This is a genomic window from Nonomuraea sp. NPDC049607 (assembly GCF_040675375.1).
GTDB lineage: Bacteria > Actinomycetota > Actinomycetes > Streptosporangiales > Streptosporangiaceae > Nonomuraea.
In genome coordinates, this window is the sequence record NZ_JBFAOV010000001.1 from 496,859 (window position 1) to 512,329 (window position 15,471).

Consider the following 15,471-nt stretch of genomic DNA (forward strand, 5'->3'; position numbering starts at 1 on the left):
AGGCTTCCATCATCCCCGATGACGGGATCAGCCCGACAGGCGGATGGGCATGATCAGATAACGGTAGTCCGTACCTGCGCCTTCGTCCACAGGCTTGCCCCCGGTGAGGATGGCGGGCTTGGTCGAGGTCGTCATCTGCAGGCGTGCGATGTCGGAGTCTATGGCCCCCAGCCCCTCAAGCAGGAACTGGTGGTTGAAGGCGATGTTCATCTCCTCGCCCTCGTAGTCCACAGGCAGTGCCTCGACGGCCTGCGCCTCGTCGCCGCTGCCGGCCTCCAGCACGACCTCTCCGCTCCTGAACGCCAGGCGGACGGGGGTGTTGCGCTCGGCGACCAGGGCCACGCGCTTGACCGCCTCGACGAACGGGCCTGTGGACAGGTCGGCGCGCGCGGAGAACTCCGTCGGCAGCAGCGAGCGGTACTTGGGGAACTCGGGGTCGAGCAGCCGGGTCGTCGTGCGCCGGCCCGCGCTGGAGAAGCCGATCATGCCCTCGCCGGTGCCGCCGGCCGAGCTGAGCGCGATCTCCACCTCGGCGCCGGTGGTGCCGAGTGCCTTGGCGGTGTCGGCGAGCGTCTTGCCCGGGATCATCGCGATGGCGGCGAAGTCGGGCTGGCCCGGCTGCCACTTGAGCTCGCGCACGGCCAGCCGGTAGCGGTCGGTGGCGGCCAGGGTGACGGTGTCGCCCTCGATCTCCATGCGCACGCCCGTGAGCATCGGCAGCGTGTCGTCCCTGCCCGCCGCGACGGCGACCTGGCCGACGGCCGAGGCGAACACGTCACTGCCCACCCGTCCGGCGGCCGGCGGCATGGCCGGGAGCGACGGGTAGTCCTCCACAGGCATGGTCAGCAGTGTGAAACGCGCGCTGCCGCACGTGACGACGGCCTTGGCGCCTTCCACCACGAAGTCCACAGGCTGTGCGGGAAGCGCGCGGGTGATCTCGGCGAGCAGCTTGCCCGAGACCAGGACGACGCCCGCCTCACCGGTCTGGAGTTCGAGCGTGACCTCGGCGGAGACCTCGTAGTCGAACCCCGACAGCTTGAGCTGCTGTCCCTCCGTCACCTCCAGCCGCATGCCGGCGAGTACGGGCACCGACGGGCGCGCCGGGAGGCTGCGTGCCGTCCATGCCACCGCCTCAGCGAGGACGTCTCGCTCGATTCGGAACATCACGGTGATCAGCCTCCTGGGTTCGTCGTTGATTCAAGTGTTCACTCTCCCGCACCTCGGTTCGGGGAGAACCCCTCTATGGGTCTTTGATTTTCTTAGTAAGAGAGATAAGAGGTCATCACACTAGGGGCTGTGGGAACTGTGGACAACTGAAGTCCTCGCAGGTCAGCACCCGTATTTTCATCCACCGAGGGTGTGGGTGACGCCTGGGGGAAACTTCGCCGCCTGGGGATGAAGATTCGTTGCCCACAGGCCGTCCCCAGATCATGGTGTGTTCATCCACCGGTTATCCACGAGGTTTCCACAGGTTGTCCACGGGGTAAGCGGGGGCCTTCTGGAGTCCCAGATCGACTGTTCACAGGCCGTCCACACGTTATCCACGAGTCATCCCCAGGTTCTCCTCAGGATGTCCCCAGATTCGTCCCCAGCCCTTGTGGGCGGATTTTTCCCGGCATTGGTGGTCGTACCGACGGGCCGATTTTGCGTTTCCGCTGGTCCACAGTGTTTTCCACAGGCTGTGTACGACCATCAAGATCCACGCTTGCTCTGTTTGATACGCATTGTCAGCTCGTTGACCTGGTTGTACATCGACCTGCGCTCGGCGATGAGCGACCGGATCTTGCGCTCGGCGTGCATCACGGTGGTGTGGTCGCGGCCGCCGAACTGCTGCCCGATCTTCGGCAGCGACAGCTCGGTCAGCTCGCGCGCCAGGTACATGGCGATCTGCCGGGCGTTGACGAGCGCGCGGCTGCGCGAGGTGCCGCACAGGTCTTCGATGCTGATGCCGAAGTAGTTGGCGGTCTCGGTCATGATGGCCGCGATCGTGATCTCGGTGTCGGACTCCGAGGTGATCAGGTCCTTCAGCACGACCTCGGCGAGCTGCAGGTCCACACCCTGCCTGTTGAGGCTGGCGAACGCGGTCACCCTGATCAGGGCGCCCTCCAGCTCGCGGATGTTGGTGGAGATCCGGCTCGCGATGTACTCCAGCACCTCGGGCGGCGCGGCCAGGCCCTCCTGGATGGCCTTCTTCCGCAGGATCGCGATGCGGGTCTCCAGCTCGGGCGGCTGGACGTCGGTGATCAGGCCCCACTCGAACCGGTTGCGCAGCCGGTCCTCCAGCGTGATGAGCTGCTTGGGCGCCCGGTCGCTGGAGATGACGATCTGCTTGTTGGCGTTGTGCAGGGTGTTGAAGGTGTGGAAGAACTCCTCCTGCGTCTGCTCCTTGCCCTCCAGGAACTGGATGTCGTCCACAAGCAGGATGTCGATCGCCCGGTAGCGGCCGCGGAAGCCGTCGGCCTTGTGGTCGCGGATGCTGTTGATGAAGTCGTTGGTGAACTCCTCCGAGCTCACGTATCTCACCCGGGCGCCGTCGTACAGGCTCTGCGCGTAATGCCCGATCGCGTGCAGCAGGTGCGTCTTCCCCAGGCCGGAGTCGCCGTAAATGAAGAGCGGGTTGTACGCCTTCGCGGGGGATTCGGCCACCGCCACGGCCGCGGCGTGCGCGAACCGGTTGCTGGCACCGATGACGAATGTCTCAAATGTGTACTTCTGGTTGAGTCTGGCCGGTTCGCTGGGCTTGTTGCTCTTCGCTTCCCAGCGATTCGGCGCCGGCTCCGGCGCTTTCTCCACAGGCGGTGTGTACGGCTGCACCTGTTCAAAAGAGAACGAAGGCTGTGGATATTCGGTGGACGCGGGTGGCTGCTCAGGCTGTGGAGAATAGAACTGCGGGGGCTCGGATGCCTGGTAGTGCTGGGGTTGCACCGGCTGTGTGTAACGCGGCTGGCTATCCACACTCTGGGGATAGGGCATATTCACAGGCTGTTGATGGGCGTCTGGCAAAGGCTGCTCAGGGGCCGTGGTGTCGATCATCACGGCCAGCCGCATCGTCATCCCGAGTTCCTGCGACAGCGCGTGGGCCACCAGCGGGCGCAACTTGCCCTCGATGAGGTCCTTGAGGAAGTCGTTGGGGACGCCGAGCACGATCGTGTCGTCCGCGAGGGCGATCGGACGGACCATCGACAGCCAGGTGCGCTGCTGGATGGGCACGTTCTCGTTGAGGAAGTTGCCCAGGGCCCTCGCCCATACCGTGCCGAGGTCGACACCACTCATGGTGCGGCTCCCCTCCTTCCTCTCGCGGCCCCCCGCGATCGTTTATCCACATGTCCGTGGCCGCCCCGAGCGGTCGGCGACCCCTTCGTCCACAGCGTGGCGGCAGGGCTTCGTACCCAGGTCCTCCACAGGAGATCCACAGGCTGTGCACGGTGTTTCAGGTGGTCCAGAAGGGCCGACAGTATCCATGTGCACAGCTGTGTTCAAGACGTTGTCCACAGCCTAGTGGCACCCGGATGCACAAACTGTGGACGTGGGCCCGGCGGTGGAAAAGTCGCCTGTGGATCAGTGGATAACCCGTTCGGTTTGACCTGGGAGGCCGTTGGCCCGTAACGTACGACGGTCGGCTTGCCACGCGACGGCTATTTCGCGTGCCCTCGCTCCCACGGCAAGCCAGCCATGTGTGTATAAGCGCCCCTGGGCGCACCTTCAAGGAGCCCACCCGTGAGCAAGCGTACTTTCCAGCCGAACAACCGTCGCCGCGCGAAGACCCACGGCTTCCGGCTGCGGATGCGCACCCGGGCCGGTCGCGCCATCCTCGCCGCCCGTCGCCGCAAGGGCCGCGAGAAGCTGTCGGCCTGATCGACCCGCGCCCGAAGTCCGGCCCGTCGGTGTACCTCGCCGACGGGCGTTAGGCGTATACGGTGCTGTCCCGTCAATCCCGCATGCGGCGCGGGGACGAATTCGAAGCGGCGGTCCGGCGCGGAAAACGCGCCGGTCGTCCCACTCTGGTGGTGCATCTCAACTTTTCTGGGGAAGAGACACCTCTGGTTGGTTTCGTGGTGAGCAAGGCCGTTGGTGGCGCGGTGACCCGGAACAAGGTCAAACGACGGCTCCGACACCTGATGCGCGACCGTCTCGACCGGCTGCCGCGAGGTAGCCTGCTGGTGGTACGCGCCAATCCACCGGCCGCGTCCGCGTGCGTCGAGCAACTGGCCGCCGAGCTCGACGCCGCGCTGGATCGTTTGCTCAGGCGGCGCGAGTCCTCGACGGGTGGACACAGATGACGGAGCAGCCGCAAGGGATGCCGGGCCTCGCCGCCCGGGCGCTGATCATCCCCATTCGGTTCTACCGGGCGTTCATCAGCCCGATGCTCGGTCCACGCTGCCGGTTCTACCCGTCGTGCAGCGCGTATGGGCTCGAGGCGATTGCCGTACATGGGGCATTGCGCGGCACTTGGCTGACTGTCCGGCGCATCGGGCGGTGCCACCCATTCCATCCCGGAGGTATAGACCCGGTGCCCCCACGCCCGGTCCGGTCCCACGAAACGCAAGGGAGCTAGCTCGGTGGAGCTGTCCTGGCTCAATTGGCTGTACACGGCCGTCGCCCAAGTCATCACCTGGATCCACCAGGTCTACAGCACTTTCCTCGACCCCAACAGCGGGTTGACCTGGGCGCTGACCATCGTCACGCTGACCGTCTGCATGCGGATCCTCATCTTCCCGCTGTTCCTCAAGCAGATGCGGTCTTCGCGGAAGATGCAGGAGCTGGCACCGAAGGTCCAGGAGCTCCGCAAGCGCTACAAGAACGACAAGCAGCGCATGAACCAGGAGGTCATGGCGCTGTACCAGGGTGCGGGCGCCAACCCCCTCGGTGGCTGCCTCCCCGTCGTGGCGCAGTTCCCGATCTTCATCTCGATGTTCACCGTGCTGCGGGCCATCGCCGCCGACCAGGCCAAGTTCGGCATGTCGCAGGAGCTGGTCGACAGCGCCAAGCACGCGCTGATCATCAACGCGCCCCTGCCGGCCACGTTCTTCGAGGCTCCTGACATCGCCCAGAAGATCGTCATCGGCTTCTTCGTGGCGATCAGCTCGCTGACCACGTTCCTCACCGTCCGGCAGAGCGTCACCCGCTCGATGGCCCAGATGCCGGACAACCCCATGGCGCAGCAGCAGAAGATCCTGATGTACATCTCGCCGCTGTTCGCCTTCTTCAGCCTCAACTTCCCGCTGGGCCTGATCCTCTACTGGGTCACCACCAACCTGTGGACGCTGGGCCAGCAGCACTGGTTCTACAGCCGGCACCCGATGCCGCAGTTCGACGCCAAGGGCAACGCCATTCCCGTGACGCCCAAGCCCGGCCTGGTGGCCAAGATGCGCAAGACCACTCCCGAAGAGGCGGCACCGCCCGCCCCGCCGGAGCCTAAGATCATTAGGCAGCAGCCCAGCCGCCAGTCCCGCAGCAAGCGCACCGGCAGCAAGAAGTCTTGAACACGAAGGAGAGGCCGGCCATGACCGAGGCCGAGCAGGAGAAGGCTCCTGATCTCAACGCGCTTGAGCAGGAAGGCGAGATCGCTGCCGACTACGTCGAGGGCCTTCTCGACATCGCCGACATCGACGGTGACATCGACATGGATGTCGAGGGCGACCGAGCCATGGTCTCCGTCGTGGGGCTCAAGGGCAACGAGCTGGTCGGGCCCGCGGGGGAGGTCCTGGAGGCGCTGCAGGAGCTGACCCGCCTGGCCGTCCACCGGCAGACCGGGGAGCGGTCGCGGCTCATGCTCGACGTCGCCGGCTACCGCGAGCGGCGCCGGGCCGAGCTGAGCAAGCTCGGCACCGAGATCGCCATCCAGGTCAAGGAGAAGGGCGAGCCGAAGGCGCTGCACCCGATGACGCCGTTCGAGCGGAAGATCGTCCACGACGCGGTGGCGGCCGCCGGGCTGCGCAGCGAGTCCGAGGGTGAGGAGCCGCAGCGGTACGTGGTGGTCCTTCCCGCCTGAAACGTGAATTGTCAGCCGGTTCGGCCGTCTGTCGGCGCTTGGTTGCGCTGATGGGCGGCCGTTTCCGTATTTATGGCTGTACGTGCGGGTGGGCGAGCTTGTGTGGGCGGTTAGCGGGTTTGTGAGCGGACATCCAGACCTGTGCAGATCGATCCGGACTGTTGGTGGTCGGAGCGTTCTTCGGGGCCTTCGTGCGTTTGTGTGCGTGTTCGGGGCGGTCGGAGGGGCACGTGCGCATTTGTGCGGTGAGCTTGATGTTCGTCCATGAAGGTGCGCGTAAGGGTGTCTTTTGAGGGGTGTGCGCTTTATATCGTTTATTGGGGAGTTGGCGTCAGTGGCGGGATTGAGAGGTGCGCGCGGCGCGTGCTCGACGGTCACCTACATGCCAGCCCGCTAGTCTTCCAGTGTGATCTCACATCTAGCCTTGGGTGGACAGCGCCCCTAGAACGTCGGGACACCTACCGTCGAACGCCCACCGGCACCTCCGCCGAGCAGGCAACCTGAGTACCAACAGCATTTGAGACCGAGAAAGGCCAGCATCCAGTGAGCGAAGAGCTTCCGGCGCCGCCGGACATAGCGCGGGACGTCTTCGCCGGGGAGGCATGGGACCGCGCGAACGCGTTCGCCGCGATGCTGGCGGGCCCGGGTGTCGTCCGGGGGCTGCTGGGGCCGCGCGAAGTGCCGCGCATCTGGGATCGTCACCTGCTCAACTGCGCGGTGGTCGCCGAGGCCGTGCCGCCGGAGGTGCGTCTGGTGGACATCGGCTCCGGGGCGGGGTTGCCGGGGCTCGTCCTGGCCATCGTCCGTCAGGACATCGAGGTCACGCTGCTGGAGCCGCTGCTTCGCCGTACCGTGTTCCTGGAGGAGTGCGTCGAGGCGCTCAAACTGGACAACGTCGAGGTGCTGCGCGCGCGGGCGGAGGACCTGGCGGGGGAGCGGGAGTTCGACGTCGCCAGTGCTCGGGCGGTCGCGCCGCTCGACCGGTTGCTGAAATGGGCCATGCCTCTTCTGCGGGAGGGCGGCGAACTGATAGCCATGAAGGGCGAGCGGGCCGCCGGCGAGCTCGCCGAGGCGGAGTCCCAATTGCGGGCCAGCGGGGCCCGAACGGCCGAGCTTGTGACCGTCGGGCACGGTAAGGTCGAGCCGCCTGCAACATTGGTTCGGGTGGTAGCGGGTCGCGCGCCGGAGCGAGCCAGGCGGCGACGAAGGAGGTGACGGTTGTGCCAGTCGCGTCTTGCGGTCTTGGCTGGCCGGACAGCCGTCGGTCCGAGAGCCCAGCCGGGGTTGGATGGCCCGAAATGGGCGTGTCGCACAAGCAAATTCCCGGCACCGGCACACCACTGGTTGAAAGGATGGCCAACGTGACCCAGACCCCCCTGAACCCCGGTGATTCGCCGTTGGTACGAGAGGCGCTCAGTTCAGTGGTTTCACGTGAAACGCCTGCCGCCCAGCCGGCCGCCACCCCGCCACCTGCCGCGCAGCCTGCTGCCCAGCCCGCCGCCCAGAGAGGCGGCACCGGCAGCGAGGGCGACGGCTCCTGGCCGCGTCCGGCGCAGTGCAGGGTGATCGCGGTGGCCAACCAGAAGGGCGGCGTCGGCAAGACCACCACTTCGGTGAACATCGCCGCGGCCCTGTCGATGCATGGGCAGCGGGTCCTCGTGGTCGACCTTGACCCTCAGGGCAACGCCTCGACGGCGCTGGCGACCGAGCATCGCGGTGACGTACCGGATGTGTACCAGGTGCTCGTCGACGATCTGCCCATGGCGGACATCGTCAAGCAGGTCCCCGAGATGCCGAACCTCTACTGCGCCCCCGCCACGATCGATCTGGCCGGTGCGGAGATCGAGCTGGTCTCGCTGGTGGCGCGGGAGGCGCGGCTCCGGCGGGCGCTGGCGGCGTACGAGGTGGAGTTCGACTACATCGTCATCGACTGCCCGCCGTCCCTCGGCCTGCTGACGGTCAACGCCCTGGTCGCCGCGGAGGAGGTCATGATCCCGATCCAGTGCGAGTACTACGCGCTGGAGGGCCTGGGGCAGCTCCTCAGGAACGTCGACCTGATCAAGGCGCACCTCAACCCGACCCTGCGGCTCTCCACGATCGTCCTGACGATGTACGACGGGCGTACCCGGCTGGCCTCGCAGGTCGCCGACGAGGTGCGGTCGCACTTCGGCGACACGGTGCTGAAGACGGTCATCCCGCGCAGCGTCCGGCTGTCGGAGGCGCCCAGCTACGGGCAGTCGGTCATGACGTACGACCCGGGTTCGAGCGGGGCGATGGCGTACATGGACGCGGCCCGCGAGATCGCTCACCGCGCCACTGTGGCCTGACCCCGGTTGCGGATCTTCCGCGTACGCGCGAGAGGGCTCCTGGTGAGGTCGTGTCGGTTGTGGGCTCGTCATGCCCGCGCCCTGGGTGGTCTGTGTGGAATCACCGGCCGGCTGCCGTTGGGTGGGGCCGGTGGCCGGGTGGTCTTGTTCGTGGCCCGTCGTGAGTTACGCAGATTTGTAGCCGTGTCGGCGTAAATCCCACAGGACTGTGTGTGGCGTGGGGGCACCCCGTTGGGCCTGCAACGGTAACCTCTCCTGGAGTGACCGGAATCGACCGGCCGGATTCGACCGGCTGGATGAGGAGACGCAGTGAGTCAGCAGCGGCGGGGATTGGGCAAGGGACTCGGGGCGCTCATCCCGACCGGACCCATCGTTGACGGCCCGGGTACGGCGCCCGCTCCCTCGAACGGTTCCTCGGCCGAGGCGGGCCCTCAGCCGATCGCTGGAGCGTACTTCAAAGAGGTCGCGCTGACCGCGATCGTGCCCAACCCCCGTCAGCCGCGTGAGGTGTTCGACGGCGAGCGCCTCAAGGAGCTCGCTGACTCCATCCGCGAGGTCGGCCTTCTGCAGCCGATCGTGGTGCGCTCTGTGGGCGGCGGCCAGTACGAGCTGATCATGGGGGAGCGGCGTTGGCGGGCGTGCCAGCAGGTCGGTCTTGACCCGGTTCCCGCGATCGTCCGGAACACGCAGGACACCGATCTCCTCCGGGACGCGCTCATCGAGAACCTTCAGCGCGAGCAGCTGAACGCTCTGGAAGAGGCGGCCGCCTACCAGCAGTTGCTGGACGACTTCCAGGCGACCCACGAGCAGCTGGCCAGCAAGGTGGGGCGCTCCCGATCCCACATCACCAACACGCTCCGGCTGCTCAACCTCCCGCCGGAGGTTCAGCGCCGCGTGGCCGCCGGCACCATCAGCGCCGGGCACGCTCGCCCCCTGCTCGGCCTGAGCAGTGTGGAGGAGCAGGTTGCGTTGGCCAAGCGCATTGTGGCGGAGCTTCTGTCCGTGAGGGCGGTGGAAGAGATCGTCGCCATGGGCAGCGCGAAGGCTGCTCAGAAGGCGCCGCGTGAGCGGCAGGCGCCCAAGCCTACGGCTCCTGGCCTGACCCATCTGGCGGACCGGCTCTCCGACCACTTCGAGACGAAGGTCAAGGTCGACTTGGGGCGGCGTAAGGGGCGGATCGTGGTGGAGTTCGCGACGATCGACGACCTTGAGCGCATCATCGGGACGATGGCGCCTGAGGCGGCTCGGGTGATGCGGGAGCGCGAAGACTGAACCTCACGTGTTTCACGTGAAACGTGCGTGCTCCTTGGTGATTGTTGGCTCCCTGTACGAGCGCGTCTAGGCCGAGTGGCGTGGTGGCTCGCGTGAGACTCCGCCCTCGTTTCTCTCTCTTTCTTCGTTGAGTCTCGTCTTCTCTCCTGGGCGCTGCCGTCTGTCTTGTTTCACGCCCTCGGGTGGGCGCTGTTTCACGTGAAACCCTGTCGGTTCTGAGCGGTGGGGAGGCGGTGTTTCACGTGAAACGGCGCCGGGCGGCTAAGGGGTCGCTGCCTTGTAGAGGGCGGCCAGGAAGTCGTCCACGTGTTCTTCGGTGGTGTCGAAGGCGGTCATCCAGCGGACGGTGCCTGCGGGCTCGTCCCAGTAGTGGAAGAGGTAGTGCTGCCGGAGGGACTCGCTGATGGCGTGGGGGAGCGTGGCGAAGACGGCGTTGGACTCCACGGGGTAGGCCAGCGTCACGCCGGGGACGTCTGTGAGGCCGTTCGCCAGGCGGAGTGCCATCTGGTTGGCGTGCGAGGCGTTTCGGTGCCAGAGGCCGTCGGTCAGGAGGGCGGAGAGCTGAGCGGAGATGAAGCGCATCTTCGAGGCCAGTTGAAGCGACTGCCGTCGGAGGTACGGCACTGCGTCCGTCAGGGACGGGTCCAGGACGACCACCGCTTCGGCGGCCATGGCGCCGTTCTTGGTGCCGCCGAAGCTGAAGACGTCTACGCCTGCGTCCGTGGTGATGGCTTTCAGGGAGCAGTCGAGATGGGCGGCGGCGTTGGCGAGGCGGGCGCCGTCTACGTGGAGGCGTAGGCCGGCGGCGTGGGCTGTTTCGGCCAGAGCGGCGATCTCGGCGGGGGAGTAGCAGGTGCCCAGTTCGGTCACCTGGGAGATGGAGACGACCGTCGGCTGGGGCTCGTGGTGCTGGCCGATGAGGTTCAGGTGGGCCTTGATGTCGTCCGGGTGAAGCTTGCCCTGAGGGGTGGGGACGGTTCGGAGCTTCACCCCTAGAAGGCGTTCCGTGGCGCCTGTTTCGTGGGTGGCGATGTGGGCGGTGTCGGTGCAGAGGATGGCGTCGTAGCGGCCGAGCATGAGGGCCAGGCCGACCATGTTGGCGCCGGCTCCGTTGAGTACGGCGAAGCCTTCTGCTGTGGGGCCGAACGTTTCCTTGATCTTCTGCTCGAAGGTCGAGGTCCAGGTGTCGTCGCCGTAGGCGGGGGCGTCTCCCTGGTTGGCGGTGGTCATGGCGTTGAGGATGTCGGGGTGCACGCCTGCGTGGTTGTCGCTGGCGAAGCTCTTGGGGTGGGCGGGATTGATCGGCACACCGTAAGGCTATGCAAGGTGCTGGGGCGGGGGCGGGGAGGGGCGGGGTGGCTTCCGGGGGTGTTCTCGCTTCAGATGCCCGGTCCGTCCACGGTGGTGGTGTCGCCGTTGGCGTCGTGCTGACGCTTCAAGAGGGCAGGACGGCGTTGCCTGAAGCCTTAGGGCGGTTACGCGCAGGGGTAGGCGACCGCGAGCATCAAGGCACCGCAAGACGGTGGTGTCTGTCGGTGTGGGGGTGGAGGCGAGGTCGCCCTCGCGGTTGGGACGGAGATGGCGGAAGGCTGGTGACGCCGATGGCAACGGCTATGGCGCGGGTGGGAACGCGATGGAGACCACGGGGCGAGGCTTCAGGAGAAGGCGTGCTCAGATAGGTGCGCAGGCGGGCTGGGCGGGAAGCGTCTGCACGCGATCCGGAAGACCTTTGGGGAGAGGCGCGCTGAACCGGCGCCCAGTACAGGCGGGCGAAGAGAGCGGCGGCGCAGCGGCGTTCGTACATGACCAGGCGCGCGGACGCATCTCTGCGAGAAGTAATCAAGATTTCCTGGAAGGATCGCATGCTTGCGGGCAAACAAGGGTGTGATCACTGCTCCCGACGTCTTCGAGGTCGTCTTCGAAGCCCATTACGAGGAGATCCGGCGCTACATCGGGCGCAGGCTCGACCCCGGCGTGGCTGAGGATCTCGCCGCGGAGACGTTCCTCATCGCCTTCAGGCAACGTGAACGCTTCGACTCGGCCATGGGTGCGGTCAGGCCATGGCTGTACGGCATCGCGACCAACCTCATCGGCCGCCACCGGCGCGCCGAGGTGCGCAGGTACCGCGCCATGGCCCGGACGGGGCCGCCGCCTGACGACGAAGGACACGACCAGCGGATCGTGGACAGGCTCAGCGCGAGCGTGACGGTCGACCGGCTGGCCGGGGCGCTGGCGCGGCTGTCGAAGGGGGAGCGCGACGTGGTGCTCCTCATCGCGTACGGCGGGCTGGGCTACGACGAGGTGGCGGCGGCGCTCAGGATCGCCTCGGGGACGGTCGCGTCCCGGTTGAGCAGGGCCAGGACCAAGCTGCGTGAGGTGTTGGGATGAACGAGTTCCAGGTCATCGACTCGGTGATGCCCGATGTGCCGCCCCCGTCGGCCGGCCAGCTGGCGGCGGCGCGGGAGCGGGTACTCGCAGCCACCCGGGTGCCCCCTGCGTCCGGAGCGCGGGTGGGTAGACAGTCGTGGACGGGGATGGCGCTCGTCGCGGCGGCCGTCGCGCTCGTGGTCGGCGTGGTGGTGGCCCTCGTACCTCGACCTGCGGTGGAGCCGGTCGCGGTCACTCCCCTGCAGAAACTGGAAGCTGCGGCCGCCAGCTTGGCGGCGACGCCGGAGGCGAAGGGCCGCTATTGGCGACGCGACACCGAGCAGGTCATGCGGACGAAGAACGGCTATGCCTACAAGGTCGAGGAACGGGCCATGGAGGTCCTCGCCTTCGGGCCCGACCGCGAGGTCTACGGCTGGCACGAGCCGATCTCGTCGAAGCCGTACACGGCCGAGGGACTGAACGCGTGGCGACGGGACGGCTCCCCCCGGCTGTGCCCCGCGCGGGGGTGCGACAGGAACATGCCCGCATATTCCTCGGTGGACCTGGATGCGGGACTGGAGCTCGCCGATGGGCTGAACCCGACGCTGACGCAACTGCGGAGCCTCCCCGAGGAGCCGGCGGCGCTCAGGGAACGGCTGCTGGAAAGCTACGACCCCCATGCGGCCGCCGAGCGTGAGTCCTGGCTCGCGGGGGCCGCCTCGCGGCTCATCAACTCACCGGCGACGCCCGGCACCAGGGCTGCCGCCTATCTTCTCCTGGCGAAGGCGCCGGGCATCAAAGTGGTCGACGATGTTCACGGGACGTTCCGGCTCGACGGGCTGGCCCTCCAATCCAAGGAGGAGCAGATCGTGATCGACCGCAGGACCGGCCGATTCCTCGGGAGGCAACGGCTGACTCCGGAGGGCGTCGCCTGGAGCGCCGAGATCGTCAGGAAGGCGGGCTGGAGCGATGTGCGGCCGGCGCCGCCTGCCAGATGCGTCCGCTGTACGGCCCGGCTCTAGAACACGCGTAGTGGATCGCGGTGCGGTGAGCACTGCGTCCCGGCTGGGCGGGCGAGGGGGTGCGGACTCGCGAGAGAAGCTGGGGCCCGGGAGGTGAGAGCCCGGGCGAGCCCGCAATCCCCGCACGGTCAGGGGCGGGGGCGGTTGGCGGCGTTCTGGAGGAGGGTGCGGCAGAGGTCGCCGAGGTCGCGGCCCGCCGCCTCCGCCGCCATCGGCAGCAGCGACGTCTCCGTCATCCCCGGCGCCACGTTCACCTCAAGGAAGTGCGGGTCGTCGGCCGCGTCCACGATCAGGTCGGTACGGGAGATGTCCCGCAGCCCCAGCGCCGTGTGCGCCGTCACGGCCATCTGCGCGCAGGCTTCGGCGGCGGCCGTGGAGAGGCGGGCGGGGGCGAAGAACTCGGTGTGCCCGGCCGTGTAACGAGCCGCGTAGTCGTAGACGCCGGCGTCGGGGACGATCTCCACGGCGGGCAGCGCCACGGGCCCCTCGCCCAGGTCGACGACCGAGACCGACACCTCGACCCCCTCGACGTACCGCTCGATGAGGGCGGTGTCGCCGTAGGCGAAGCAGCCGACCATGGCGGCGGGCAGGTCTTCGGCCGTACGGACGATGGAGGCCCCGAGGGCCGAGCCGCCGCGCGCGGGCTTGACGAACAGCGGGAGGCCGAGCCGGTCGATGATGCGGCCGAGCACGACGGTGGCGCCGAGGTCGTGGAAGGTCTCCCGGGGGAGGGTGACGGACTCGGGGGTGCGCAGCCCGACCGAGCGTACGACGGCCTTGGCGGTGGGCTTGTCGAAGGCCACCCGGCAGGCGTCGGGGCCGGCGCCGACGTAGGGGACGTCGAGGAGTTCGAGCACGGAACGGATCGCGCCGTCCTCGCCCGCGCCGCCGTGGAGGGTGACGAACACCGCCTCCGGCGGGTCGGCGAGGATGGCGGGCACGAGGGAGGCGTCGGTGTCGCGGGCCTCCACGTCGATGCCCGTGGCGCGCAGCACCTCGCTCACCCGGCGGCCGGAGCGCAGGGACACCTCCCGCTCATAGGAGAGGCCCCCGGCCAGCACGAGCACGTGGCCCAGATCGCTCATCACATCTCCTCCGCTGATCGTACGCGTCCAACCGTACCGGCGGCTGGCGGCGAATGGTGTAGGTGAGGCCCGCACACGAGTACGGCCGGCGTCCCCGTCCCCGGGGAGCGCCGGCCGTACCGAGGAAAGCTAGGCCAGTTCGGGCCCCGGAGTGTCGACGCCGACCCGATCGGGACCGGAGCCGGTGCCGAACATGTCCCGGAGCTGCATCTCCTGCTCGATCACCCCGGACAGGCGTCGTACGCCCTCGCGGATGCGGTCGGGCTCGGGGAAGCAGTAGGACAGGCGCATGTGCCGGGCGCCGCTGCCGTCGGAGAAGAACCCGGTGCCGGGGACGAACGCCACCCGCTCGGCCACGGCCCGCGGCAGGATCGCCTTGGAGTCGAGCCCCTCGGGCAGGGTCGCCCAGACGAAGAAGCCGCCGGCCGGACGGGTCCAGGTGACCTCGGGCGGCATCAGGGCCTCCAGGGAGTCCAGCATGGAGTCGCGCCGCTCGCGGTAGAGCTCCTTGAAGGACTTGATCTGCTCCCGCCACGGCTGCGTGGCCAGGTATTGGCCCACGGCGAGCTGCGTGAACACCGAGTGCGACAGCACGGCCGACTCCATGGCCAGGATCAGCTTGTCGCGGATGGCGTGCGGCGCGAGCGCCCAGCCGACGCGGAAGCCGGGGGCGAGCGTCTTGGAGAACGACCCCAGGTAGACCACGCCGTCGGGGTTGTCGGCCCGCAGGGCGCGCATGGGCTCGCCGTCGAAGCCGAGCAGCCCGTAAGGGTTGTCCTCGATGACGAGGATCCCGGCGCGCTGGCAGATGTCGAGCACCTGCTGCCGCCTGGCCAGGTTCAGCGTGACGCCGGCCGGGTTCTGGAAGGTCGGGATCGTGTAGAGGAACTTGACGGGCGCTCCGGCGGTCTCCAGCGCGTAGATGGTCTGCGCCAGCGACTCGGGCACGATGCCCTGATCGTCCATGGCGATGTGGACCACTTTGGCCTGGTAGGCGGAGAACGTCCCAAGGGCCCCGACGTACGAGGGGCCCTCGGCGAGCACGACGTCACCCGGGTCGATGAAGATCCGGGTGATCAGGTCGAGCGCCTGCTGTGAACCGACGGTGACGACGACGTCGTTCGCCCCGGCCTCGATCCCCTCCAGCCGCATGACCTCGCAGATCTGCTCGCGCAGATGCGGGTCACCCTGGCCGGAACCGTACTGCAGCGCGACCGTGCCGCGCGTGGTGACCAGGTCGGAGACCAGCTCGCCGACCATGTCGAGGGGGAGCGCCGTGACGTACGGCATGCCGCCGGCGAGCGAGACCACCTCGGGTCTCGACGCGACGGCGAAGAGAGCTCGAATCTCGGAGGCGACCATCCCGGTAGCTCGTGCGGCGTACCGGTCGACGTAGGCGTCGATGC

The 15,471-nt window shown here is 67.8% G+C and carries 15 protein-coding genes; 10 read left to right on the top strand and 5 right to left on the bottom strand.

The genetic code is table 11. The annotated features are described in order from the left end of the window. Window positions 1–27 precede the first annotated feature (27 nt). Window positions 28–1,167, bottom strand: a complete 1,140-nt coding sequence (gene dnaN / locus AB0J97_RS02585) for a DNA polymerase III subunit beta (protein ID WP_357693304.1) — start codon at window positions 1,165–1,167, stop codon at window positions 28–30. A gap of 525 nt (window positions 1,168–1,692) precedes the next feature. After that, a complete protein-coding gene (gene dnaA, locus AB0J97_RS02590; RefSeq protein ID WP_357995194.1) occupies window positions 1,693–3,273 on the bottom strand; it encodes a chromosomal replication initiator protein DnaA in 1,581 nt (526 codons plus the stop codon). A 444-nt stretch (window positions 3,274–3,717) separates the two neighbouring features. On the opposite strand from dnaA, the gene rpmH reads away from it, so the two are divergent. From rpmH to AB0J97_RS02630, 8 genes are all read left to right on the top strand, one after another. Next, window positions 3,718–3,855 carry a 50S ribosomal protein L34 gene (gene rpmH / locus AB0J97_RS02595; protein WP_043614899.1) on the top strand — a complete coding sequence of 46 codons (138 nt, stop codon included), beginning with the start codon at window positions 3,718–3,720 and terminating at the stop codon, window positions 3,853–3,855. Window positions 3,856–3,917: 62 nt separating this feature from the next. Next, window positions 3,918–4,280, top strand: coding sequence for a ribonuclease P protein component (rnpA, locus tag AB0J97_RS02600; protein WP_357693308.1), 363 nt, complete (start codon window positions 3,918–3,920; stop codon window positions 4,278–4,280). A 17-nt stretch (window positions 4,281–4,297) separates the two neighbouring features. Next, on the top strand, window positions 4,298–4,555 hold the full coding sequence (gene yidD / locus AB0J97_RS02605) for a membrane protein insertion efficiency factor YidD (protein WP_352322972.1): 258 nt from the start codon (window positions 4,298–4,300) through the stop codon (window positions 4,553–4,555). Between the two features lie 4 nt (window positions 4,556–4,559). Continuing rightward, window positions 4,560–5,483 (top strand): membrane protein insertase YidC, encoded by a 924-nt coding sequence (gene yidC, locus AB0J97_RS02610; RefSeq protein WP_357693310.1) that lies wholly within the window; start codon window positions 4,560–4,562, stop codon window positions 5,481–5,483. A 20-nt stretch (window positions 5,484–5,503) separates the two neighbouring features. Beyond that, window positions 5,504–5,992: a R3H domain-containing nucleic acid-binding protein gene (locus AB0J97_RS02615; RefSeq protein ID WP_357693312.1), complete on the top strand. Its 489-nt coding sequence runs from the start codon at window positions 5,504–5,506 to the stop codon at window positions 5,990–5,992. Between the two features lie 543 nt (window positions 5,993–6,535). Then, a complete protein-coding gene (gene rsmG, locus AB0J97_RS02620) occupies window positions 6,536–7,207 on the top strand; it encodes a 16S rRNA (guanine(527)-N(7))-methyltransferase RsmG (protein WP_357693314.1) in 672 nt (223 codons plus the stop codon). A 206-nt stretch (window positions 7,208–7,413) separates the two neighbouring features. Further along, window positions 7,414–8,319: a ParA family protein gene (locus tag AB0J97_RS02625; RefSeq protein WP_357693316.1), complete on the top strand. Its 906-nt coding sequence runs from the start codon at window positions 7,414–7,416 to the stop codon at window positions 8,317–8,319. A 309-nt stretch (window positions 8,320–8,628) separates the two neighbouring features. Further along, window positions 8,629–9,591 carry a ParB/RepB/Spo0J family partition protein gene (locus tag AB0J97_RS02630; protein ID WP_357693318.1) on the top strand — a complete coding sequence of 321 codons (963 nt, stop codon included), beginning with the start codon at window positions 8,629–8,631 and terminating at the stop codon, window positions 9,589–9,591. A gap of 261 nt (window positions 9,592–9,852) precedes the next feature. On the opposite strand, the gene AB0J97_RS02635 is transcribed toward AB0J97_RS02630, so the two are convergent. Beyond that, window positions 9,853–10,899 (bottom strand): aminotransferase class V-fold PLP-dependent enzyme, encoded by a 1,047-nt coding sequence (locus tag AB0J97_RS02635; RefSeq protein ID WP_364083571.1) that lies wholly within the window; start codon window positions 10,897–10,899, stop codon window positions 9,853–9,855. Window positions 10,900–11,457: 558 nt separating this feature from the next. Here AB0J97_RS02635 and AB0J97_RS02640 point away from each other — a divergent pair. Together AB0J97_RS02640 and AB0J97_RS02645 are read left to right on the top strand one after the other, a co-directional pair. Beyond that, window positions 11,458–11,979, top strand: a complete 522-nt coding sequence (locus AB0J97_RS02640; RefSeq protein WP_357693322.1) for an RNA polymerase sigma factor — start codon at window positions 11,458–11,460, stop codon at window positions 11,977–11,979. After that, window positions 11,976–12,980, top strand: coding sequence for a hypothetical protein (locus tag AB0J97_RS02645; RefSeq protein WP_364083574.1), 1,005 nt, complete (start codon window positions 11,976–11,978; stop codon window positions 12,978–12,980). The genes AB0J97_RS02640 and AB0J97_RS02645 overlap by 4 nt, the downstream gene beginning before the upstream one ends. A 128-nt stretch (window positions 12,981–13,108) precedes the next feature. On the opposite strand, the gene AB0J97_RS02650 is transcribed toward AB0J97_RS02645, so the two are convergent. Together AB0J97_RS02650 and AB0J97_RS02655 are read right to left on the bottom strand one after the other, a co-directional pair. Continuing rightward, the gene (locus AB0J97_RS02650) at window positions 13,109–14,065 is read right to left on the bottom strand and encodes a D-alanine--D-alanine ligase (RefSeq protein ID WP_357693326.1); all 957 of its coding nucleotides are present in this window, start codon (window positions 14,063–14,065) and stop codon (window positions 13,109–13,111) included. 129 nt (window positions 14,066–14,194) lie between these two features. Then, window positions 14,195–15,427, bottom strand: a complete 1,233-nt coding sequence (locus tag AB0J97_RS02655; protein WP_357693547.1) for a PLP-dependent aminotransferase family protein — start codon at window positions 15,425–15,427, stop codon at window positions 14,195–14,197. Window positions 15,428–15,471: the final 44 nt, after the last annotated feature.

Excerpts from the sequence above, each read along its gene's own strand:
- AB0J97_RS02650 (WP_357693326.1), bottom strand. The coding sequence starts at position 14,065 with ATGAGCGATCTGGGCCACGTGCTCGTGCTGGCCGGGGGCCTCTCCTAT.
- AB0J97_RS02615 (WP_357693312.1), top strand. The coding sequence starts at position 5,504 with ATGACCGAGGCCGAGCAGGAGAAGGCTCCTGATCTCAACGCGCTTGAG.
- AB0J97_RS02645 (WP_364083574.1), top strand. The coding sequence starts at position 11,976 with ATGAACGAGTTCCAGGTCATCGACTCGGTGATGCCCGATGTGCCGCCC.
- yidD (WP_352322972.1), top strand. The coding sequence starts at position 4,298 with ATGCCGGGCCTCGCCGCCCGGGCGCTGATCATCCCCATTCGGTTCTAC.
- AB0J97_RS02655 (WP_357693547.1), bottom strand. The coding sequence starts at position 15,427 with ATGGTCGCCTCCGAGATTCGAGCTCTCTTCGCCGTCGCGTCGAGACCC.
- dnaA (WP_357995194.1), bottom strand. The coding sequence starts at position 3,273 with ATGAGTGGTGTCGACCTCGGCACGGTATGGGCGAGGGCCCTGGGCAAC.